The sequence below is a fragment of the Proteus cibi genome (genome assembly GCF_003144405.1).
Taxonomy (GTDB): domain Bacteria; phylum Pseudomonadota; class Gammaproteobacteria; order Enterobacterales; family Enterobacteriaceae; genus Proteus; species Proteus cibi.
In genome coordinates this window covers 87479-109476 of sequence record NZ_PENW01000034.1, presented here as the reverse complement: position 1 = coordinate 109476, position 21998 = coordinate 87479, and the positions used below count along the sequence as shown (strand labels likewise).

The following is a 21998-nucleotide window of genomic DNA, read 5'->3' as shown; positions in this document are numbered from 1 at the left end:
AGGAGAATAAGTATGTCAAATAGTCTGACCTATTGCTATTTACCGGATGAAATCCGCAAATGGCCAGGTCTGCCGTTATCACTTAGTGGTGAAGAGGTGATGCCACTGGATTATCGTGCTGGCGATAGCGGATGGTTACTTTATGGACGTGAACTCGATAAAAAAAGAATTAGTGAGTTTCAACATAAATTAGGCGTGGCAATCGTAGTGGTTTCTTCATGGCGTATTGATGATTATCAAGTGGTGCGTATTGCAGGTAGTTTAACCCGTCGAATTCGCCGTTTATCTGATGAATGTGGTCTAGATGTCGTTCCTCTAGGTGATATTCCTCGCTTGCGTTCTCCCGGGCTTTTAGTGATGGATATGGACTCAACAGCTATTCAAATTGAGTGTATCGACGAAATTGCAAAACGGGCTGGCGTGGGTGATAAAGTTGCAGCAATAACAGAGTGTGCCATGCAAGGTGAAATGGATTTTAGTGAAAGTTTAAAACTCCGTGTCGCCGAACTGAAAGGTGCGGATGCATCTATTTTGCAAGAAGTAATGGATAATTTACCACTAATGCCAGGGTTAACAAGCTTAGTGCGTAAACTTCAGGCAATGGATTGGCATATTGCGATTGCCTCTGGTGGCTTTACGTATTTTGCTGATAACTTAAAACAAAAATTGCGCTTAGTGGCGGCTGTTGCTAACCATCTGGAAATTAAAGATGGCAAACTCACGGGCAAAGTGAAAGGCACGATTGTCGATGCGAAATACAAAGCTCAAGTGCTTGCACGTTTAGCGAAAGATTTAGAGATCCCAATGGAACAAACCATTGCCATTGGTGATGGTGCAAATGATCTGAAAATGCTGAGAAAAGCTGGGCTTGGCATTGCTTATCATGCAAAACCGAAAGTGTATGCTCAGGCGAAAGTGGCTATTCGTCATGCTGATTTAATGGGTGTGATGTGTATTTTAAGTGGTGGTTTAAAACACGAAGAGCGCTAAACGCGTTTTTTTAACATTGTTATCGTAGGGAGAGAAGTGTGGCAAAAGCAGCAAAAAGAGCCTTTGTATGTAATGAATGTGGTGCAGATTATCCTCGCTGGCAAGGTCAATGCTCAGCTTGCCATGCGTGGAATACAATTACAGAAATCCGCCTTGCTGCCGCGCCTTCTTCTCGTAACGATCGCTTTAGTGGGTTTGCAGGGGATGCAAAAGGTGTTAGTCGAGTTCAAAAGCTTTCTGAAATTAGCCTTGAAGCGTTACCCCGTTTTTCAACGGGTTTTAAAGAATTTGACCGTGTATTAGGCGGTGGTGTTGTACCCGGTAGCGCGATTTTAATCGGCGGAAACCCCGGTGCAGGTAAAAGTACACTCTTATTACAAACCATGTGCCGCTTGGCAACAGAGATGAAAACGCTCTATGTCACGGGTGAGGAGTCTCTTCAGCAAGTGGCGATGCGGGCACATCGATTGGGTTTACCCACCGCAGAACTCAATATGTTGTCAGAAACCAGTATTGAACAGATCTGTCTTATTGCGTCACAAGAGCAGCCTAAATTGATGGTAATAGACTCTATTCAAGTGATGCATATGGCGGATATTCAATCATCCCCCGGAAGTGTGGCTCAAGTACGAGAAACCGCAGCCTATTTAACGCGTTTTGCTAAAACGAATGATATCGCCATTATTATGGTCGGGCATGTGACAAAAGATGGCACATTAGCGGGTCCTAAAGTATTAGAACACTGTATTGACTGTTCTGTTATGTTGGATGGTGAAACAGATTCTCGTTTCCGCACTTTACGCAGCCACAAAAACCGTTTTGGTGCGGTGAATGAATTGGGTGTTTTTGCTATGACAGAACAAGGTTTACGTGAAGTGAGTAATCCTTCTGCTATCTTTTTAAGTCGTGGCGATGAAGTGACGTCTGGCAGTTCAGTGATGGTGGTATGGGAAGGAACAAGACCTTTGCTGGTGGAGATACAGGCGCTCGTTGACCACTCAATGTTGTCCAATCCTCGCCGTGTTGCGGTGGGATTAGAGCAGAATCGTCTCGCTATTCTACTTGCTGTTTTACATCGCCATGGCGGGTTACAAATGTCTGATCAAGACGTTTTTGTCAATGTGGTTGGGGGCGTTAAAGTCACAGAAACCAGTGCTGATTTAGCCTTGTTATTGTCATTAGTATCGAGTTTTCGTAATCGTCCTTTACCGCGTGATCTAGTGATATTTGGTGAAGTGGGTCTTGCGGGAGAAATTCGACCTGTACCAAGTGGTCAAGAGCGTATTGCGGAAGCAGCAAAGCATGGTTTTAAACGCGCTATTGTACCGAGTGCTAATATGCCAAAGAAAAATCCACCCGATATGAAAGTGTATGGTGTGAAAAAGCTGTCAGATGCATTATCTGTTCTTGATGATTTAGAAGATTTCTAAAGGAGCTAATTATGGGACCTTTTGATTATATCAAACAGGCTATCAGAAAAAATGGGTATACCTTACAACAGGTTGCTGATGAAAGTGATATGACAAAAGGCTATCTTAGCCAATTGATTAATAACAAAATCAAGAGTCCCAGTGCTCAAAAGATGTCGGCATTACACCAATTTTTGGGGTTAGAATACCCCATGAAAAAGAAAACCATCGGTGTGATCTTTGGCAAATTTTATCCTCTTCATACCGGGCATATTTATTTAATTCAACGAGCTTGTAGTCAAGTTGACGAATTACATGTGATCCTCTGTCATGACGAGCCTCGTGATAAAAATTTATTTATCAACAGCGCAATGTCGCAACAGCCCACGGTAAGTGACAGATTACGTTGGTTATTACAAACCTTTAAATATCAAAAAAATATCCGTATTCATGAGTTTGATGAACACGGTATTGAGCCTCAGCCTCATGGTTGGGAAATGTGGAGTGAAGGGATAACAACGTTTTTACGCGAAAAGCAAATTGCGCCTGATTTTATCTATACCAGTGAACGTGATGATGCTAATCAATACAAGGCGTTTTTAGGAATTGAAACAATATTGATTGATCCAGAACGCTCATTTATGAATATCAGTGGCAGTCAAATTCGCCAAGCCCCTTTTAAATATTGGGAATATATTCCAACAGAAGTTAAACCTTTCTTTGTGCGTACAGTGGCGATTTTAGGCGGTGAATCTAGCGGTAAATCAACACTAGTCAATAAGCTTGCTAATATTTTCAATACCACAAGTGCATGGGAATATGGTCGTGATTATGTTTTCTCTCATTTAGGGGGAGATGAAATGGCATTGCAATATTCCGACTATGATAAAATCGCCTTGGGGCATGCTCAATATATTGATTTTGCTGTTAAATATGCCAATAAAGTGGCCTTTGTTGATACGGATTTTGTCACAACGCAGGCATTCTGTTTACGTTATGAAGGTAAAGAACATCCCTTTGTTCAAGCGCTGATTGATGAATACCGTTTTGATTTAGTTATCTTGCTAGAAAATAACACTCCATGGGTAGCTGATGGTTTGCGTAGTTTAGGGAGTGATAAAGAGAGACGTTATTTCCAAACTTTACTGATGGAAATGCTCGATAAAAACAATATTGAATATATTAAAGTGAATTCCCCTGATTATGACGAACGCTTCTTAAGTTGCGTTGAATTAGTCAGAGAATTATTGATGATGCAATCAAAGCATATTGAATAATATTATGATTAAAAAACGCCATTCAGTGGCGTTTTTTATTTAAGTCTCATCATAAATTTCTGATTAAAATTAAATACCTTACCCAAAGAGAAAAATACATAAAGAGTCTGTAAGTCGGTTATCTACGTAATAATGCTATTTTTTTCAATAAGGTGAAAAAGGTTACTGAAAATAACTTCAGGGATCTTTATGATAGATATTAGGTATAGATTTATCGGTGTGTATTTCTTTTGCCATTAGGTGTGAGGAGTCACACACTCTATCTTCATTCGCTCAGTTGAAGAAGCAGACTATTTTTCGTAAAAGGACAAGATAATGGCGCAACCTTCCCGTGTTTCACTTCATATCAAAAAAACAGTCATTTCGTTAGCGATCGCTGCTTTAGGTTTTACCGTCTCATCAAACGCATCGGCTTATCAAAAAGTTCATCAACCAGATAATAGCTATCAACAGTATGTCTCTCAGCGCCAAACCGTTGATAGTTTGATCCAAGATGCCTTAGATGCCTTTAAGTCACCAGCGCGTGTCTCTGATGCTGGTTTTACGGGAAAACTGCCATCAAATATGGAAATTGTGGCGCAAAAACTGCAACAAGCTTATAAATTAGAACCTTATCGTCTCGATTTATTATTTAGTACCGCAAGTGCTTATATCTATAACAATGATGTTTCTCGCGCCATTACGATTTATAAGCAGATTTTAGAAGCGGCACCTGATGATATTGATGCGCTAATTTACGTGACTTCATGGACTCGTTTTGAAGGTAAAGACAAAGAGAGCGAAGCGTATTTCAATAAATTGAAATCATTAAATCCAGCTAAAGCGGAAGAAATTAACCGATTCTTTGCAGAAATCGATCGCGTCAGCAAAATGCCATTAAGTGATAAATTAACCCCAGCTGATTTAGCAAAACTGAAAAAAACCAAAGATAACAACGCGATTGTGACATTGGGTTATGCGTTAAATCCCGATGGCACAATGAATAAGATTTTAATTGAACGCTTAAATAAAACCTTAGAAGTTGCTAAACAATTGCCTGAAGCAATGATTGTTGTGACAGGTGGTGTACCTAAAGCGCATCAAACTGAAGGTAAATTAATGGCAGATTGGCTGGTGAAAAATGGTATTCCAGCTGAACGTATTTTCCAAGAAAACTACGCACGTACAACGGTCGAAAATGCGTTATTTAGTCGTTATGCTTTAACCAAACATCGTATTAAAACCGCTGTAATTATTAGCTCTGGTAGTCATGTTCGTCGTGCTGATGCGATTTTTACTCTCGCGAGTTGGCAAAGTGGTCCAAGTGATATCTCTTATTTGACCGTTGTTGCTCCCGATAAGCCATTAGCAGAATTACAAAAAGCCAGTAAATCAGATATACAAGGTATTTATCGTGATGGCTTAAAAGCACTTGGATTATGGAGTTTCCGTAGCTATCCATTAGAAGAGCGTTGATTTCATTAAGCTAAAATAGAAACCCAATGATATGTATAAACTTCTAAATTGGGTTTCTATTTGCCGTAAACTAACAACGGCTAATTTGAAATGGGTACACCAATAGGTACAGTAAGTCGCATTATAGTGAGTTTAGTAAATGTGCAGTAGAAAAAAGAAAATTATTCAGCAGTGTGATTGATGATTATATTTTATATCTTTATTTGAATCATTTAATTGAATTGATAACAATTATCATTACTATTGTTTCTCACAATAGTTTATAACGAGAATAATATAGTGAGAATTCCGCTAATGATATGTGCACTAATGGCATCTTGCCCTAGTTTTGCTAATTGTTTATCTGTAACAGAAGGTAATGAAATAGTCGGTCAGTTTGATAACAACACATTGTGTTTTACCTCGCATTTAGCGCGCGAACGTTATGCTGAATTGAATGTAAAGGGGATACAAAACCTGCGATTAGAAACCCAAAAGGGCACACATATTCGTAGTTTATTAAAAGATGTTCCTGCTGATGGACAACAAAAAGTACGCTTTTTATTGCCTGAAACTGCAAGTTATCAATTAATTGCAGAAGGTGAGGTGGGAAAATCCTGGCAACTCACACTGACAACACAGCCTTATCAGCCCTTAGAGAAAGATGCAGGAATTGCACCTATTAGCCCTCGTTTACACACTCTTGCTAAACAACTTGATCAAAAAAATATTCAGGCATTTTGGCAACAAATACGCGACGAAGGTGCACCTCTGATTGAGCCGTATGATAAGGATAAAAAGTTAGTGACTTTCTTATGGCAAGGTGCAAAAAAGAATGTTTATTTATTGGGATCACCCGAGGGTAATCATGATCCGTTAACCCATTTAGCCAATAGTGATATTTGGTACCGTAGTTATATCGTGCCTAACGATACATTAATGCAATATAAATTAGCGCCTGATGTACCTATTATTGAAAATGCAGAGCCATTCGAACAGCGCCGCGCGATTTTAACCACAGCACAGACCGATCCATTTAATTCCCAGAATTCCCCAAGTCAATCTGAGGATATCTATAATCACTTTTCTTTATTATCGTTAGACAGTAAACGTGAATGCCAATTACCCGATATTCTTGATAGAACAATGAAAGGCAAGACAGAGATTGTTCGTTTTCACAGTGAGATCTTAAATAATGATCGTGAAATAGCACTTTATTTGCCAACTGAAAAAATGGAAACGCCACGAATACTCGTATTATTTGATGGTCAAACTTATCGTCGTCAATATGGTATTGATCGGTTTTTTGATAAGCAGATCGAGGATGGTAAATTGCCACCGATGATGATCTTGTTTGTTGATAGTATTGATAGTGATCGCCGTAGTGCTGAACTACCGCCGAATCCTGATTTTTACCGATTTTTAGCCGATGAACTCTTTGTTTGGCTAGAAAAAGAGAAAGGTATTCAGGTATCAGGAGAAGAAACGATTGTATCAGGCTCAAGTTATGGCGGGTTAGCGTCTGCATGGGTCGCCTTTAATCGCCCTGATCGCTTTGGTAAAGTGCTGAGTATGTCTGGCTCTTATTGGTGGGCGCCTGAAAATGAAGAGCCTGAATGGCTTATTCGACAATTTGAGCAAGCAGATAAAAAGTCGTTACAGTTTTTCTTAGAGGCGGGGTTATTTGAAAGCCGTGGTGATAAGGGCGGGATTTTAAATAATAATCGCCATCTTAAACAGGTTTTAGAGCAAAAAGGCTATCCTGTTAAATCACTCGAAATGGCCAGTGGGCATGATTACATTTCTTGGTGTGAAGCGCTGTATTTAGGCGCTAAAGCGTTAACTCAAGATTAAGATCTCGCCTTAATACCATGTCTTAACAATCTGGTTTAATACAACAGAAGCTTATACCCACATGAAAGGTATAAGCTTTTTGTGTGTCATAAGCTTGTCATAAAGTTGTCATCAAAATCACTTTTACTCTTCATTTCTCTGTCATTTAACTGCCGTAAGCTTTTCCTGACTTAAAACATTAACCCTGTTTTTTACTTTAGAGTGCAAGGAAAAAGCTATGTCTCATCGTTACCAACGTTCTATTTTATCCGTTATTGTAACAACGCTATTGGCTGGCGCGAGTTTCTCTTCTTTTGCAGCTCCCGTTGCTGCTGATGCAATTTTGGCACAAGATCGCGCAGCAAAAGGTAATATCACGGAATTTGGCGGTGCTCGCCGTATGACTCAGGATCAAACTGAGGCATTAAAAGCAGCTTTACATAATAACCAAGCGAAAAATGTGATCCTCTTTATTGGTGATGGTATGGGGGATTCTGAAATTACTGTTGCACGTAACTATGCTGAAGGTGCAGGTGGTTTCTTTAAAGGTATCGATGCCTTACCTATTACGGGTCAATACACACACTATGCTTTAGATAGAAAAACGCAAAAACCTAACTATGTTACAGACTCGGCAGCTTCTGCGACAGCATGGGCTTCGGGTGTGAAAACGTATAATGGTGCATTAGGGATTGATGTGTTTGGTAAGGATCACCAAACCATTTTGGAATTAGCAAAAGCCAATGGAAAGGCAACAGGTAACGTCACAACATCAGAAATTCAAGACGCAACACCCGCAGCGTTGTTCTCGCATGTAACAGGACGCAAATGCTATGGTCCTGTTGAAACGTTAGAAAAATGTTCAACTAATGCATTAGAAAATGGGGGAAGAGGTTCTATCTCTGAACAACTCTTAGTGACTCGTGCCGATGTTACATTAGGAGGCGGTGCGAAAAGTTTTGCTCAAACTGCGGCTGCGGGTGAATATAAAGGCAAAACGCTAGAGCAACAAGCGATTGAGCGTGGTTATCAAATCGTGAAAGATGCCAAATCACTCGATGCAATTACGCTTGCGAACCAAGATAAGCCAGTACTGGGCTTGTTCCATGAAGGGAATATGGCCGTGGCTTGGGAAGGCCCTAAAGCCACGTATCATGGTAATTTGAATAATCCACCTTTAGAGTGCAAACCTAACTCCAAACTTGATCCAAATGCACCAACACTGGCACAAATGACCCAAAAAGCGATCGACTTACTGAAAACTAATGAAAATGGTTTCTTCTTACAAGTTGAAAGCGCCTCTATCGATAAGCAAGATCATAATGCGAATCCTTGCGGACAAATTGGTGAAACTGTTGCATTAGACGAAGCGGTGCAAATCGGTTTAGATTTTGCCAAGAAAAACGGCGATACATTAATTATTGTTACCGCAGACCATGCTCACTCTAGCCAAATTATTGAGGCGGACGTGAAATCAAGCGGGTTAACTCAAGCGCTGATCACGAAAGATGGTGCCGTGATGGTAGTGAACTACGGTAACTCAGAAGAAGGGTCACAAGAACATACGGGAGCACAACTTCGTGTTGCCGCTTATGGTCCACATGCTGCGAATGTGGTTGGGTTAACTGACCAAACTGACTTGTTCTTCACAATGCGTGATGCGATGGGGCTGAAGTAAATTCCCGTTAAATTTATAGTCTGTCTGAAGTTGTAGTCGAATTGCCTTACTAAACTTGTTGTATTTTATCGCGACTTAGAGAGATACCCTCTAGTCGCGTTTTTTTATTTATACGATCCCATGACGATAAAGTGATAATAAATCAATAGGTTATTTATAGCCTGATTTTGAAAATTAGCGCTTTTCTGCTATAATTAATCGAAATTACACATTTATTCATACAAAATTCTCAATGTCTCCATTGATTATTGCACATAAGTTGCAATATCTTTTTGCCTAATAACATCCATTTTTGTTCAGGCATTACCAGCAAAAAATCTTTTTCAGATAGTTTATCTGCTCATGGTCTTTCTCTTTTTTATGAGATTGAAGGAGAACAGAGTCAAACAAACAACGATAAAAATAAGGTTCTTTTTTCTATGCTGACACTGCTTCATTTACTCTCATCGGTTGCGCTTCTTGTCTGGGGAACACATATTGTTCGTACAGGAATTATGCGTGTTTTTGGTTCTGATTTACGCCGGATTTTAGGGAAAAGTATTAATAAAAAATCCAATGCTTTTCTGGCTGGTGTGGGGGTTACTGCTTTAGTACAAAGTAGTAATGCGACTGCGTTATTGGTTATCTCTTTTGTGACTCAAGGGCTAATTTCAATCACTCCAGCACTGGTGATCATGTTGGGTGCTGATGTGGGTACTGCGTTAATGGCGCGAGTCTTAACCTTTGATCTCTCTTGGTTATCGCCGCTTTTAATTTTAATCGGGGTGATCACTTTTTTAAGCCGTAAAAAAGAGCGAGTAGGGCAATTAGGACGCGTGGGAATTGGTCTTGGTTTAATTATTTTAGCCTTACAACTGATCGTTACCTCAGCAGAGCCAATCACGCATGCTAGTGCAGTACAAGCTATCTTTACTTCATTAAGTGGGGATACCATTTTAGCACTTCTCGTGGGGGCGTTATTTGCAATGGTAAGCTACTCAAGTCTTGCTGCGGTGTTATTAACAGCGACACTGAGTGCGACTGGGCTAATGCCTTTGTATATCAGTTTATGTATTGTGATTGGTTCTAATATTGGTAGTGGCTTACTCGCGTTAATGAGTAGCCGAGGACAAAGTGTTGTTTCACGCCAAGTTGTATTAGGAAGCCTCTTTTTTAAATTAATTGGTGCATTATTGGTTTTACCTTGGATAACCCTCATTGCAAATAAAATCCAGCAATATGGATTTTCACCGGCTGAAGTCGTTATCTATTTTCATGTTATTTATAATCTGGCTCGCTGTATTTTGATGATCCCTTTTGTTGGCATAATGGCGAAATTATGTCAGCGACTTATTCCGGAATTACCGGCGACTGAATCTGAAATGGCACCGCGTTATTTAGACCAATCCGCTATTGATACGCCTTCATTGGCAATTGCTAATGCGGTGAGAGAGTCACTGCGATTAGGTGATGTTATAGAACAAATGCTACAACGTTTTACTGCGTTAATGGAAGGCGATCGTCAGCAAAAAAGGGAAATTAGCCAGTTAGAAGAAGAGGTAGAATTACTCCACAGCAGCATTAAATTATATATGGCACAAATTCAACAGCATGATCTGGGGACAGAAGATTCGCGTCGCTGGGCTGAAATTATTGATACAGCGATGAATTTACAACAATCATCCGCTATCATTGCGCGTATGTCGGCTGAAGTGGTGAGTAAAGGTTTAAATCACCACTTGTTTTTATCGGAGGAAGGACGTCGTGAATTACAGACACTCCTTGAGCGTCTGCAAAGTAATCTGAATCTGGCGATGTCGGTATTTGTTTCCGGCAACATGGAGCATGCTCGTAAATTACGTCGAGCAAAACATCGTTTCCGTTTACTCAACCAGCGTTACTCGTTTGCACATGTTGAACGTCTTCATTTGCATAATATGCAAAGTATTGAAACGAGTTCTTTGCATACCAGTTTGCTTGGTGACATGAAACGGTTGAATTCCTTGTTCTGTGCTGTGGCTTATCACGCACTAGAACGAAGTGAATCATCATCAGAACAGGTTAATCTTTAATAATGAAATACACTCTTCGTCAATTAACACGCAATGAAATTCCACAAGTATGGGAAATTGATAGAACCGAGCTTATTGAAAAGCTATATGTCTTAAAAGAAGGAACGTTGCTTTTATCAGAGCAACGCTTTGATATGAAAGGTTGGCCAGAAGGTGAAGCAGAACATTATACCCCTGTTTTACTTGAAAGTTTTGACCGAGGAGCGCCTTTTTGGGGCGTTTTTAAACAAGGTCAACTGGTTGCAGCCGCGAGTGTTGATCCGCAAAAACGGGGTCAAAATAACACGTTACTTCAACTCTCTTTTTTACATGTTAGCCACCAGGTACGGAGGCAAGGTTTAGCGCGAATATTATTTGATTATTGTGTGAAATATGCGAAGCAAAAAGGGGCTGGTGGATTGTATATCTCATCAACACCTTCTGAAAATAGCGTGAATTTTTATCAGCATTTAGGCTGTCGTTTGATTGATATTCCTGATCCTGAACTTTATGAAAGAGAGCCTGAAGATATTCATTTAGTCTTTCATTTTATTGAGCTAAATAACGCTTAATCTCGTTTATTGTCGATGACAATAACATAATAAAATGCCTTATCGTCAAATGAACTGACTCCCAGTTTATTTCACGATAAGGCATTTTTTATTTCTTAGACTAAAAGGGATGCATAACCTTTTAAAAAATAAGGATATTAGATGTTTTTTTTCTTTATATAAGTTGATTTAGTATAAGTGTTATATATAATAATGAAAATCATTATCATTAATGGTGGGTTATTATGGCTAAACCAACACGTATATCTCCAGCAACATCTTGGACATCTCGCATTAGTTTATGGGAAATGTTGGCTGTTTCTTCTTTACTCACAGTGCTCACGCATTTTATTGCGGGAACATCCGCTTTTACGCTGGTTTTAGTGGTTTCAATGCTGTTATCAACCTTGATGCTGTTCCATAAAAAACTACAAATGTGGGTAATGATCCCCGCAGGCGTTGTATTAACCTACAGTTTGATGACACTTTTAGTCGCGTATCATGGATAGAGAAAAGAACACTCGTTGTGTCATCGAAAGGGTATTATTACAGAAGGGTTATTGAGTGGTGCGAAGAGGGGGACTTGAACCCCCACGTCCGTAAGAACACTAACACCTGAAGCTAGCGCGTCTACCAATTCCGCCATCCTCGCAGTTTTACTCAATTAATTTTACTACTTATAGATTGTCTGTTTGGTGCGAAAAGGGGGACTTGAACCCCCACGTCCGTAAGGACACTAACACCTGAAGCTAGCGCGTCTACCAATTCCGCCACTCTCGCATTCAGACAGGAAGCGAATTTTATGCCTTTTATTTTTGGCGTCAATTATTTTTTATTAATAAATTATCGCGATGATGAAAAATAAAACTGCGAGAGTAATGACATAAATAGATAGACTATATTTTTTTTAGAACCAAGATAAATCATTATTACAAAAACCAATTACGCAATACGTTTATGAGGTTTTTTATGATAAAAATCAATATATTAACTTTTGTTTTGTCTGTGATTATATCAAGTAATGTATGTGCAGAAATCTACCAAGATAAAAATGGTCAGGTTATCGGCTCAAAGAAATGATCACTTTCGCTTGAGAATGAAAGAATTTGCTAATTAGATGACGGTTTTCAGTCGTAAACTGAAGACCCCAGTAGTTGGAAAATCAATTACTGGGGAACTTCATTACAGAGCTTGTAATTAGTCTTTCTTAGTTGCTTGGTAAACTTTGAATTTACCTGTTGATGCAAGCACTTCATGAGAGCCAAATACATGATCCAGTATATCTGGATAAGGGATAAACGAATTCGCTACAATGCGTAATTTACCGCCTCTTTTCAGATAATTTGGTGCAAGGCGAATAATATCTTCAGCAGCTTCATAGCTTGTCCCTAAACCATCATGGAAAGGTGGGTTTGAGATTATCCAATCATACGTTTCTTCAACCGCTGAATAGACATTACTTGCAATCACTCGACCTTCTAACTCATTCACGTTTAACGTGGCGATACTAGAAGAAATTGCGGCCGCATTCACATCACACAGTGTCAGTTTTAACATTGGGTTTTTCTTGCCAAGGACAGTGGCAAGAACACCACAACCACATGCCATATCCAGTAAATCCCCAACCATTGCATCATCAAAAGTAGAGAGTAATAAACGACTACCCTCATCTAATGCATTTTGGCTAAAGACGCCGGGTAATGCCATTACAGTAAGATCGTCATGACGATAGGTTTGCCACCAGTTATTACGGTCAAACAGTGTTTGATATGTCTGAGTACCAAAAAATAAGCTACAACGGCGTGCTGAATCTATTTTTTTAAGTTTAGCGATACCGTTCATTAATTCTGTGGCACTTTTAACACCGCTCCGGTTTTCACCCACGATAAAGATTTCAGTACCCACTTGTAAGTTAGAGCAAAGGCTACGTAGTTGGAAAGTGGCTTCGTTTTTATTTTTAGGCCAAAAATAGATCAACGTATTGCAATACTTCACAAAGGATTGATCTGCAACTAAACCGAAAAGTGCGTTATCACCCATTGATTTTAGTAATGGTAGCCACTGGTGATATTGGTTGGTATATGCTCTGACACTTTTCGCCTGAATTTGCGCAGCGAAAGTATCTTGAAGATCACCTGCAATAAGTACATGCCTGTCTGCGAAATGATCTAGATGACGAAGAATAACTTCGCTAGCAGGGGACAGTGAGGACATTATGATTATTACTCCTTAAAAAACATGAGACGCATGATATCAGATATAAAGAAACCGACGCTATTTATTGGCGTAGTTTATGCCCTCTGATACTATGTACCGTTGTTCTACACTTGATAGGTAAGCATAATGAGCCGTAAAGACAGAATGTTATCCCAACTTGGAATTCGTCAATGGGTACTTCGTAAGCCTGCTGTGTTAAAAGGCGAGCATTCTGTTCAATTTCCGGATACAACACGTTTACTTATCATTACTGATGATACCGTTGATCTAAATAACGGGCTTTTCTCTGATATTTTTAGCGCCATGGGGATAGATAAAGACGAAATCTATTGTATTACAACAGATGATGTGAGCATGCTCACAGAATCATTTGATCTTCCCTGCTGGTTATTAGGCACTGATCTCATACTTCCCTCTGAATATACTTCTCTGAGAAGCCCTTCATTACATCAGTTATATTTTGATGCTGATGCAAAACGCGATCTTTGGAAACAAATCTATCAATATGAAGACCATTTCACTCTTAAACCCTGCTGATTTACCTTTAGCATGGCAAATTGAAAAATTAAGTCATTCATTCCCTTGGAGTGAAGAAACATTTTATAGTAACCAAGGAAGTCATTATTTTAATCTGAAAATTTGCATTGATAATATTATTGTAGGTTTCGCAATTACGCAATTAATATTAGATGAGGCAACACTTTTTAATATTGCAATCCATCCTGATTATCAGGGGAAAGGTTATGGTAAAGCACTGTTATTGGAACTGATTGAAACACTTGAGAAAAAAAATATCACTACCTTGTGGTTAGAGGTGCGAGAATCTAATGAAAAAGCATTCAATCTCTATGAATCTATAGGATTTAATTTCGTTTCAAAACGCAAAAACTATTACCCAACAAAGACGGGAAATGAAGATGCGATTATCATGGCTTATCCTATTTCTTTCTAATTAAATATTTATTTAAGTAAAATTTAAAACGCCTTCTATTAGGCGTTTTTTATTTTATTTTAAGAATTCGTATTTTATTTTGTATTAATGTTATTTAAAATCTATCTTTATTCTTACTTAATGTAAATCCATCAGGCTAATTTCACTTTTGTCATATTTTTATTTGTTATCTAAGTTATTATCACAGTGTTAAAAAAACTAAATATCTTTATAAATAAAGTAAAGCACCTATTTACTTTTGTTTTAAATAAAGTCATTTTTTTGCGAAATGAGTGATATTAAAATCAACAAGAGACAATTTATTATTTTAACTTTCATTTTTAATTCATCTTTTAACATAATAAAAATAGCCTAATTCTTGCGATTTAATAAATGAGTATTCACTTCGTTATTTTTACATTCAAGCAACTTGTTTAGATTGGCTTTCCTGTTAGTGCCTTTGTGGCATTTGACTGTGTTATCAATTAAAGCATCAGCGTTGTTAGGGTTTAAAAGTTTAACTGACTATGTTGTAAGACTCATGGATGAAAATTCGACTCAAGTCATATTGCAACATGAGAGTATAGAAGTGAAAAACGATATTTGGGGTGAGTTTTTAATCACTTGTGATCGTACTAAAGCACCTAACTAAGTATTGATAGATGCTGTTCATAAAAATTATCACGAAACAGGGCTTGGTAAGGTAAGTCTAGTTCGTGCTCTCCATTATTTATGAAAAGTGAATACATATATGAGAGCGTATGCTGTTGTTGATTGTTTGATAGGATCATCGAAAACATTTTATGAAAAATTTGGATTTGATATTTTCTGTGAACATAATGGCAGAATAAGCGCGTTTCTTTTTATGAAAACAATGAATTAACCATTTGAATAATCAAGAAAATAATCAAATAATAGACATGTCACGTCGTTTTTAAATAGGGTGAATAAGTAAATATTATTAATTATCACAATCACTAGGCATCACCCGCTCAAGTAGATAAAATAGTAACCATTGATTGTTTATACAGACAAGATAGGCGAAAATAAGCGCCAATTAAGATTAACTTACGGGTTGAATGTCTTTATAGCCACTTTAATTATTACTTATAGCAATATATCAGTGTCTTACATTCTCTCGTCTATCAACCAGAAGACCACCATTGATGTCTAATCCTATTTTTCAGCAAGAAGTTGCTCGTCGTAGAACGTTTGCCATTATTTCCCACCCCGATGCGGGTAAAACAACCATCACTGAGAAAGTGTTGTTATTCGGACAAGCAATCCAACGTGCAGGAACCGTAAAAGGCCGTGGTTCAAACCAGCATGCAAAGTCTGACTGGATGGAAATGGAAAAACAACGTGGTATTTCTATTACAACCTCAGTCATGCAGTTTCCTTATGCAGATTGCTTAGTTAACTTACTCGATACCCCAGGTCACGAAGACTTCTCTGAAGATACTTACCGTACATTAACCGCCGTTGACTGCTGTTTAATGGTGATTGACTCCTCTAAAGGGGTTGAAGATCGTACTCGTAAGTTAATGGAAGTGACCCGTTTACGTGATACCCCAATTCTGACTTTTATGAATAAACTCGACCGTGATATTCGTGATCCAATGGAAGTCATGGACGAAGTTGAAACAGAATTAAAAATTGCGTGCAGTCCTGTTACTTGGCCTATTGGTTGCGGAAAACTCTTCAAAGGGGTTTACCACATTCTGAAAGATGAAACTTATCTTTATCAAACAGGTCAAGGTCACACTATTCAAGATTCTCGCGTTATTAAAGGGTTAAATAACCCAGAGCTTGATGAAGCTATTGGTGATGATTTAGCAAGCCAATTACGTGATGAATTAGAGTTAGTATTAGGTGCATCTCATGAATTTGATCATGAGGCATTTTTAGCTGGCGAATTAACTCCGGTGTTTTTTGGTACTGCATTAGGTAACTTTGGTGTTAACCATATGCTTGATGGTCTTGTAAAATGGGCACCCGCACCAATGCCTCGCCAAACTGATCTGCGAGAAGTAACCGCTTCTGAAGAAACGTTCACCGGTTTCGTCTTTAAGATCCAAGCCAATATGGACCCTAAACACCGCGACCGTGTGGCTTTCTTACGAGTTGTTTCTGGCATGTATGATAAAGGCATGAAGCTACATCAAGTTCGTATTAAAAAAGATGTGGTGATCTCTGATGCGCTAACCTTTATGGCGGGCGACCGTTCTCATGTTGAACATGCTTATCCTGGCGATATTATCGGTCTTCATAACCACGGAACCATTCAAATTGGTGATACCTTTACTCAAGGCGAAATCTTGAAATTTACAGGTATTCCAAACTTTGCCCCTGAATTGTTCCGCCGTATTCGCTTACGTGATCCTCTAAAACAGAAACAGTTACTTAAAGGGCTGGTTCAGTTATCAGAAGAGGGTGCAGTTCAGGTCTTTAGACCACTCGCTAATAACGATTTAATCGTTGGTGCTGTTGGTGTGCTTCAGTTTGACGTGGTGGTTGCAAGACTGAAAAGTGAATATAACGTTGAAGCGATTTATGAGTCCGTCAACGTTTCTACCGCTCGTTGGGTTGAATGCAGTAACGAGAAAAAACTGGAAGAGTTTAAACGTAAAAATGAGCAAAACTTGGCACTAGATGGTGGCGATAACTTAACGTATATCGCACCAACGATGGTCAACTTGAATTTAACACGTGAGCGTTATCCTGATGTTGAGTTCCATCAGACTCGTGAACACTAATATACTTGCTCTTACGCGTCATACTTCAAGTTGTAGCATGAATTATTTAGTGTAAAAGTGTACAGAATGACTTAGGGTAAGCGCATTGTTCTTTGAGTGATTTAGATAATGAAAAGGCTATATTTTTAATATAGCCTTTTTGTTGCTTCGCTTTGTAGAGTCTTTATCTTTAATAAAACCATCTCTGTGAGAGCCCCCGCTCTTCTTTGTTAAATGTCATTGGCATATCTTGAATATCCTACCTAAAAACACCTCTTCATTTGGAATTACTCTTTTTTTTTTCTGCTAACATTATGTTCGTTTTTATACTTTTTTATAAAAATATGTAAATTTTTTTATAGTTTTATTGGTTATTATTAGAATAAAATAATTAGGATTAGTCTTTATTTGTTATTTTTTACTTTATTTAACGCTAATAGCTTATTAGTGTAATAGCTTAGATTGTTAAATTTTTGTAGTGCTTAATAAAAAGACAGATAGTAAAACACACGTATATTTCCTATCGCAGTTATTGTGATTAGGGGGAGAGCAATGAAACAATATAAAACGTTAAAATTGACGTTATTAATGTCAATTGGCTTAGCTTTTGTCAGTATGGGCGCGTCAGCTGAAACATCGTGGTATAGCGAGATTAATAACAGTGGGAATAATACGGGTCACTATTTAAGTGATACTTCTATTTCTAATAAAATTAAAGATACGCTATTGCCGATGCAAGATATCGATAGTGACAATATTTCTATTCGTACTGAATTTGGGCATGTTTTTATTTCAGGTTTTGTTGAGAGTAAAGCGCAAGAAGAAAAAATATTGCAACTTATTGAAAAAATTGAAGGTGTTAAAAGCGTAGACTCCGATGTGAATATCAAATCATAAACATGGTTTTCTTTTATATTCGTCATATTCTAAGAAGATAGTGTCTAATTTATTTGTATGAATACGTAAAAATAATGACGTCAAAAAAATGTGCAGGTATCCTTTGTTAAGTTGTATAAAGGAGACATTATGGGGAAGTATATACCTGTCACATTAAATAATATTACAGCACTCGAATTTCAATCCTCACTACCACAAGGCAAAGTTGCTTTAGTTTGTGAAGGCGGAGGTCAACGCGGGATCTTTACGGCGGGCGTCCTTGATGAGTTTCTGCGATCACAATTCGATCCCTTTGATATTTTACTTGGGGTGTCTGCGGGGGCACAAAATTTATCAGCTTTTGCCTGTGGTCAGCGTGGGTATGCACGTAAAATTATTAATCGCTATACAACCAATAATCAATTCTTCAATCCCATTCGCTTTGTCCGTGGTGGCAATTTACTCGATCTTGACTGGTATATAGAGATAACAGCCAAAGAAATGCCTCTTGATATGCCAACAGCGCTGCGCCGTTTTGATACCGGGCGCGAATTTTATATGGTGGCAAGTCGTTCTGATAATTTTCAGGCAAATTATTTTCAACCCGATGAACCGACTTGGCTTGAGATAATCAAAGCGTCCAGTGCTATTCCTGCTTTTTATCGTAATGGTGTCTTATTTCATGATGTGGTTTATCATGATGGTGGTATCAGTGATGCTATTCCTGTGAGAGAAGCGTATCGACGTGGTTGTCGTACTATTGTTGTTATTCGTACCGTTCCTTCGGAATATCAATACACAACAGAATGGGTTGAGCGAATGGGGAAATGGTTTGAAAATAGCCGTTTACAGCGTTTTATGTCAATGGCACAAGTACATATCGAAACTTATACCGAGACAATTAAATTTATTCAATCTCCCCCAGAAGATGTTGTTGTTATTGAAATATATCCACCAACCACATTGCAATCGAGTGCATTAGGAAGTCGTTTAAGTGCATTAAATCATGATTATCATGTGGGTAGACGTTGTGGACGCTATTTTCTGGCGACAATTGGTCAACACTTTTCTAAGAAAAAATTCAAACAGCACGATAAAAAAATCTTTAGCTTATTTGAACAAGAAGCGAAGGCTGATAAAGCAGAGAGTGCTTCTATTATTCAGCAAGGCACTCGAAGCGTACATCCTGATGTGAGGCAAGTTCAGAATGAATAAATTTATTGATACTCACTGCCATTTTGATTTTCCCGTTTTTTATGATGATATTGCCAACAGTTTGGCATTAGCGCATCAAGCTCATGTTGAAAAAATAATTATTCCCGCTGTTGCTCGTTGGAATTTCGATGTTGTTGCAGAGCTAGCTAACAATCATCAGCAATTATACTATGCATTGGGATTACACCCTTTATATATTGCAGAGCACACTGAACAGCATCTATTGGAATTAGAACAAAAATTAAAAAACGCTTCTCGTTGTGTTGCCATCGGAGAGATAGGGCTTGATGACTATATGGATAATCCTCAGCCTGAAAAGCAAGAGGCGTTTTTAATTGCACAGCTTAAGTTAGCAATTGAATTTGATTTGCCTGTGATCCTACATTCACGTAAAACCCATGATAAGTTAAGTGCACTTTTACGTCGTTATGATGTGCCTCGTAAAGGGGTTATTCATGGTTTTTCAGGAAGTCAGCAGCAGGCGGAAAAGTTTATTCAGCAAGGCTATTTTATTGGCGTTGGCGGAACCATTACTTATGAGCGAGCACAAAAGACTCGCCGTGCAATTGCTTCGTTACCACTAGAATATTTATTATTAGAAACAGATGCTCCAGATATGCCTGTGAGTGGTTTTCAAGGTAAACCTAATCGACCTGAACGTATTCAGAACGTTTTTTCCCAACTTTGTGAGCTGCGTCAAGGATCACCTTCGGTGATTGCCGAGCAACTCTATCTTAATAGCCTACAATTATTTGGGCTCAACAAGATTACCTAGTTCTTGAATGAAAATGTGATTTACATAAAGGTTAAAAACGTCCCTTATTTTCATCTTATTAATATGAATAGGGCGTTCGTTTATATCCTCGATTTAAGATTGAAGATACGGTTTATTAATCCCCCAAATATTTTTTTCTAATTAGCTTATCCAACAAATGCGCTTTCAGTCTTTTTTATGTGATCAACCTCTCATTTGTGACTTTTGTGTTACTTTTTTCAGACTCTATTTGTGATGGATATTGAGGGTTCTTTTCTCAGACTAGGTATAATTATCCGGCAAAAAGAGTCAATAAGCTCTGGCAAGGGCATTATTGATAATCCATTAAATTTTTATGTGAACAGGGATCCTTCAATGCAACTCATTATGAGCTTGGTCGGAATGGTAACATTAATATTGATAGCCATTCTGTTTTCCAGCAATCGACGTGCAATTAGACTACGTACAGTTGGTGGCGCATTCCTTATTCAGATTGGCTTAGGTGCATTTGTTCTTTATTCCGACGGTGGTCGCGAGGTGCTTCTTGCGGTTTCTGATGGTGTTAAGAATGTTATTGATTACGGCAATAATGGGATGAGCTTCCTATTTGCAGGTCTCGTATCAGATAAAATGTTCGAATTGTTCGGTGGTGGCGGTTTCGTATTCGCCCTACGTGTACTGCCTGTTATCGTGTTCTTCTCTTCACTTATTGCTGTGTTGTATTACCTTGGCATTATGCAAATCGTGATTAAAATTCTCGGTGGTGGCTTACAAAAAGTTCTTGGTACATCACGAACAGAATCGATGTCTGCAACAGCCAATATCTTTGTGGGTCAAACCGAAGCACCGCTAGTTGTTCGTCCTTATATTGCAAGAATGACAACCTCAGAACTCTTTGCTGTGATGTGTGGTGGTCTTGCTTCTGTTGCGGGTTCCGTTCTTGCTGGATACGCAAGCATGGGCGTGCCATTAGAGTATCTGATTACAGCATCATTTATGGCGGCTCCAGGCGGTTTACTGTTTGCTAAATTATTGATCCCTGAAACAGAAACACCCGATGATCAAAAAGATGCACTTGATAAAATGGCGGATGAAGAAAAACCGGCAAATATTATCGATGCTGCAGCTGCGGGTGCCTCTTCAGGTTTACAACTTGCCCTTAACGTGGGTGCGATGTTACTTGCTTTCGTTGCATTGATTGCATTAGTTAATGGTATTCTTGGTGGAATTGGTGGCTGGTTTGGCTACGAAAACTTCTCATTAGAGTTAGTGTTAGGTTGGATCTTTGCACCAATCGCTTTCCTTATTGGCGTACCTTGGAGTGAAGCAACTATTGCGGGCTCTTTTATAGGACAAAAAATTGTTATCAATGAGTTCTATGCTTACTCTGAATTTAGTCAATACCTAAAAGAAGACGCAATTGTTGCGGGATCAGGACTTATGGTGCTATCAGAGCAAACGAAGATAATTATCTCCTTTGCACTGTGTGGTTTTGCTAACCTTTCTTCTGTTGCTGTACTGCTAGGTGGTTTAGGTGGAATGGCACCAAATCGTCGTAAAGACGTGGCGCGTTTAGGGATGAAAGCGGTACTTGCTGGTACACTCTCTAACTTAATGAGTGCGACGATTGCAGGTTTCTTCTTTGCATTAACCGCAATGGCTGTTGTTGCTTAATTGATTTTGATTATAAAGAGCAGATGGGTTTTGCCTGTCTGCTCTTTTATGTTTGTTTTCTGCTGTAATGTTAACTACTTTTATAGTGTGAGATATTTCGCAATTTGTATTAAATCGAGTCAATAACGATATCATTTCATATTGATTACTTTTTTTTGCGTTATAAAGACGACTTAGAGACGCTATTCGAGTAACATTACACCAGAAAATGACTTAATTGTGATTTTAGTCACATTTTTATGTCGTTGTTTGCAAGTTGCATTTGATTAGTGTGACGCAAAGCACATCTAATTGTTCCTTAGCGTGTTCAAATAAGATGTGCTGAAACTTCATGGAATGGCGAAAGCTCAATGACGGGTCGCCGAAGTGAGCATAGCGCGGTGAGAGGGAGCTC

The 21998-nt window shown here is 38.6% G+C and carries 18 protein-coding genes and 2 tRNA genes; 17 read left to right on the top strand and 3 right to left on the bottom strand.

The window, feature by feature from the left end:
* The first annotated feature begins 12 nt into the window (after window positions 1-12).
* From serB to DK865_RS17545, 9 genes are all read left to right on the top strand, one after another.
* A complete protein-coding gene (gene serB / locus DK865_RS17585; RefSeq protein ID WP_023582923.1) occupies window positions 13-990 on the top strand; it encodes a phosphoserine phosphatase in 978 nt (325 codons plus the stop codon).
* 38 nt (window positions 991-1028) lie between these two features.
* A complete protein-coding gene (gene radA / locus DK865_RS17580) occupies window positions 1029-2420 on the top strand; it encodes a DNA repair protein RadA (RefSeq protein ID WP_036913995.1) in 1392 nt (463 codons plus the stop codon).
* A gap of 11 nt (window positions 2421-2431) precedes the next feature.
* Window positions 2432-3676 (top strand): multifunctional transcriptional regulator/nicotinamide-nucleotide adenylyltransferase/ribosylnicotinamide kinase NadR, encoded by a 1245-nt coding sequence (gene nadR / locus DK865_RS17575; protein ID WP_023582922.1) that lies wholly within the window; start codon window positions 2432-2434, stop codon window positions 3674-3676.
* A gap of 315 nt (window positions 3677-3991) precedes the next feature.
* Window positions 3992-5131, top strand: coding sequence for an ElyC/SanA/YdcF family protein (locus DK865_RS17570; protein ID WP_023582921.1), 1140 nt, complete (start codon window positions 3992-3994; stop codon window positions 5129-5131).
* Between the two features lie 294 nt (window positions 5132-5425).
* On the top strand, window positions 5426-6964 hold the full coding sequence (locus DK865_RS17565; RefSeq protein WP_109392446.1) for an alpha/beta hydrolase-fold protein: 1539 nt from the start codon (window positions 5426-5428) through the stop codon (window positions 6962-6964).
* A 217-nt stretch (window positions 6965-7181) separates the two neighbouring features.
* Complete coding sequence (gene phoA, locus DK865_RS17560; protein WP_023582919.1) at window positions 7182-8621, top strand: alkaline phosphatase; 1440 nt, start codon at window positions 7182-7184, stop codon at window positions 8619-8621.
* Between the two features lie 419 nt (window positions 8622-9040).
* Entirely contained in the window at window positions 9041-10672 is a 1632-nt protein-coding gene (locus DK865_RS17555; protein WP_109392445.1) for a Na/Pi cotransporter family protein, read from the top strand.
* Between the two features lie 2 nt (window positions 10673-10674).
* Window positions 10675-11223, top strand: a complete 549-nt coding sequence (locus DK865_RS17550) for a GNAT family N-acetyltransferase (RefSeq protein WP_023582918.1) — start codon at window positions 10675-10677, stop codon at window positions 11221-11223.
* Between the two features lie 224 nt (window positions 11224-11447).
* Window positions 11448-11711 (top strand): DUF1435 family protein, encoded by a 264-nt coding sequence (locus tag DK865_RS17545; RefSeq protein ID WP_036913988.1) that lies wholly within the window; start codon window positions 11448-11450, stop codon window positions 11709-11711.
* A 56-nt stretch (window positions 11712-11767) separates the two neighbouring features.
* Here the strand turns inward: DK865_RS17545 and DK865_RS17540 are convergent.
* From DK865_RS17540 to rsmC, 3 genes are all read right to left on the bottom strand, one after another.
* Window positions 11768-11854 (bottom strand) — tRNA-Leu (locus DK865_RS17540).
* Window positions 11855-11895: 41 nt separating this feature from the next.
* Window positions 11896-11982 (bottom strand) — tRNA-Leu (locus tag DK865_RS17535).
* 417 nt (window positions 11983-12399) lie between these two features.
* A complete protein-coding gene (gene rsmC, locus DK865_RS17530; RefSeq protein WP_023582916.1) occupies window positions 12400-13416 on the bottom strand; it encodes a 16S rRNA (guanine(1207)-N(2))-methyltransferase RsmC in 1017 nt (338 codons plus the stop codon).
* A 129-nt stretch (window positions 13417-13545) separates the two neighbouring features.
* Between rsmC and DK865_RS17525 the strand changes: the two genes are divergently transcribed.
* The 8 genes from DK865_RS17525 to DK865_RS17490 all read left to right on the top strand — a co-directional run bounded on the left by DK865_RS17525 (window position 13546) and on the right by DK865_RS17490 (window position 21604).
* On the top strand, window positions 13546-13956 hold the full coding sequence (locus tag DK865_RS17525) for a DNA polymerase III subunit psi (RefSeq protein WP_023582915.1): 411 nt from the start codon (window positions 13546-13548) through the stop codon (window positions 13954-13956).
* The gene (rimI, locus tag DK865_RS17520) at window positions 13925-14371 is read left to right on the top strand and encodes a ribosomal protein S18-alanine N-acetyltransferase (RefSeq protein ID WP_023582914.1); all 447 of its coding nucleotides are present in this window, start codon (window positions 13925-13927) and stop codon (window positions 14369-14371) included. The genes DK865_RS17525 and rimI overlap by 32 nt, the downstream gene beginning before the upstream one ends.
* Before the next feature lie 433 nt (window positions 14372-14804).
* Complete coding sequence (locus tag DK865_RS17515) at window positions 14805-15002, top strand: type II toxin-antitoxin system TacA family antitoxin (protein WP_323368386.1); 198 nt, start codon at window positions 14805-14807, stop codon at window positions 15000-15002.
* A gap of 514 nt (window positions 15003-15516) precedes the next feature.
* Window positions 15517-17106, top strand: a complete 1590-nt coding sequence (gene prfC, locus DK865_RS17510; RefSeq protein WP_023582912.1) for a peptide chain release factor 3 — start codon at window positions 15517-15519, stop codon at window positions 17104-17106.
* A 531-nt stretch (window positions 17107-17637) separates the two neighbouring features.
* A complete protein-coding gene (locus DK865_RS17505; RefSeq protein WP_023582911.1) occupies window positions 17638-17982 on the top strand; it encodes a BON domain-containing protein in 345 nt (114 codons plus the stop codon).
* 129 nt (window positions 17983-18111) lie between these two features.
* Complete coding sequence (locus tag DK865_RS17500) at window positions 18112-19176, top strand: patatin-like phospholipase family protein (RefSeq protein ID WP_109392443.1); 1065 nt, start codon at window positions 18112-18114, stop codon at window positions 19174-19176.
* On the top strand, window positions 19169-19951 hold the full coding sequence (locus DK865_RS17495; RefSeq protein ID WP_023582910.1) for a TatD family hydrolase: 783 nt from the start codon (window positions 19169-19171) through the stop codon (window positions 19949-19951). The genes DK865_RS17500 and DK865_RS17495 overlap by 8 nt, the downstream gene beginning before the upstream one ends.
* 354 nt (window positions 19952-20305) lie before the next feature.
* The gene (locus DK865_RS17490; protein ID WP_109392442.1) at window positions 20306-21604 is read left to right on the top strand and encodes a NupC/NupG family nucleoside CNT transporter; all 1299 of its coding nucleotides are present in this window, start codon (window positions 20306-20308) and stop codon (window positions 21602-21604) included.
* The last annotated feature ends 394 nt before the right edge of the window (window positions 21605-21998 follow it).

Excerpts from the sequence above, each read along its gene's own strand:
- serB (WP_023582923.1), top strand. The coding sequence starts at position 13 with ATGTCAAATAGTCTGACCTATTGCTATTTACCGGATGAAATCCGCAAA.
- nadR (WP_023582922.1), top strand. The coding sequence starts at position 2,432 with ATGGGACCTTTTGATTATATCAAACAGGCTATCAGAAAAAATGGGTAT.
- DK865_RS17570 (WP_023582921.1), top strand. The coding sequence starts at position 3,992 with ATGGCGCAACCTTCCCGTGTTTCACTTCATATCAAAAAAACAGTCATT.
- DK865_RS17565 (WP_109392446.1), top strand. The coding sequence starts at position 5,426 with ATGATATGTGCACTAATGGCATCTTGCCCTAGTTTTGCTAATTGTTTA.
- phoA (WP_023582919.1), top strand. The coding sequence starts at position 7,182 with ATGTCTCATCGTTACCAACGTTCTATTTTATCCGTTATTGTAACAACG.
- DK865_RS17555 (WP_109392445.1), top strand. The coding sequence starts at position 9,041 with ATGCTGACACTGCTTCATTTACTCTCATCGGTTGCGCTTCTTGTCTGG.
- DK865_RS17550 (WP_023582918.1), top strand. The coding sequence starts at position 10,675 with ATGAAATACACTCTTCGTCAATTAACACGCAATGAAATTCCACAAGTA.
- DK865_RS17545 (WP_036913988.1), top strand. The coding sequence starts at position 11,448 with ATGGCTAAACCAACACGTATATCTCCAGCAACATCTTGGACATCTCGC.
- rsmC (WP_023582916.1), bottom strand. The coding sequence starts at position 13,416 with ATGTCCTCACTGTCCCCTGCTAGCGAAGTTATTCTTCGTCATCTAGAT.
- DK865_RS17525 (WP_023582915.1), top strand. The coding sequence starts at position 13,546 with ATGAGCCGTAAAGACAGAATGTTATCCCAACTTGGAATTCGTCAATGG.
- rimI (WP_023582914.1), top strand. The coding sequence starts at position 13,925 with ATGAAGACCATTTCACTCTTAAACCCTGCTGATTTACCTTTAGCATGG.
- prfC (WP_023582912.1), top strand. The coding sequence starts at position 15,517 with ATGTCTAATCCTATTTTTCAGCAAGAAGTTGCTCGTCGTAGAACGTTT.
- DK865_RS17505 (WP_023582911.1), top strand. The coding sequence starts at position 17,638 with ATGAAACAATATAAAACGTTAAAATTGACGTTATTAATGTCAATTGGC.
- DK865_RS17500 (WP_109392443.1), top strand. The coding sequence starts at position 18,112 with ATGGGGAAGTATATACCTGTCACATTAAATAATATTACAGCACTCGAA.
- DK865_RS17495 (WP_023582910.1), top strand. The coding sequence starts at position 19,169 with ATGAATAAATTTATTGATACTCACTGCCATTTTGATTTTCCCGTTTTT.
- DK865_RS17490 (WP_109392442.1), top strand. The coding sequence starts at position 20,306 with ATGCAACTCATTATGAGCTTGGTCGGAATGGTAACATTAATATTGATA.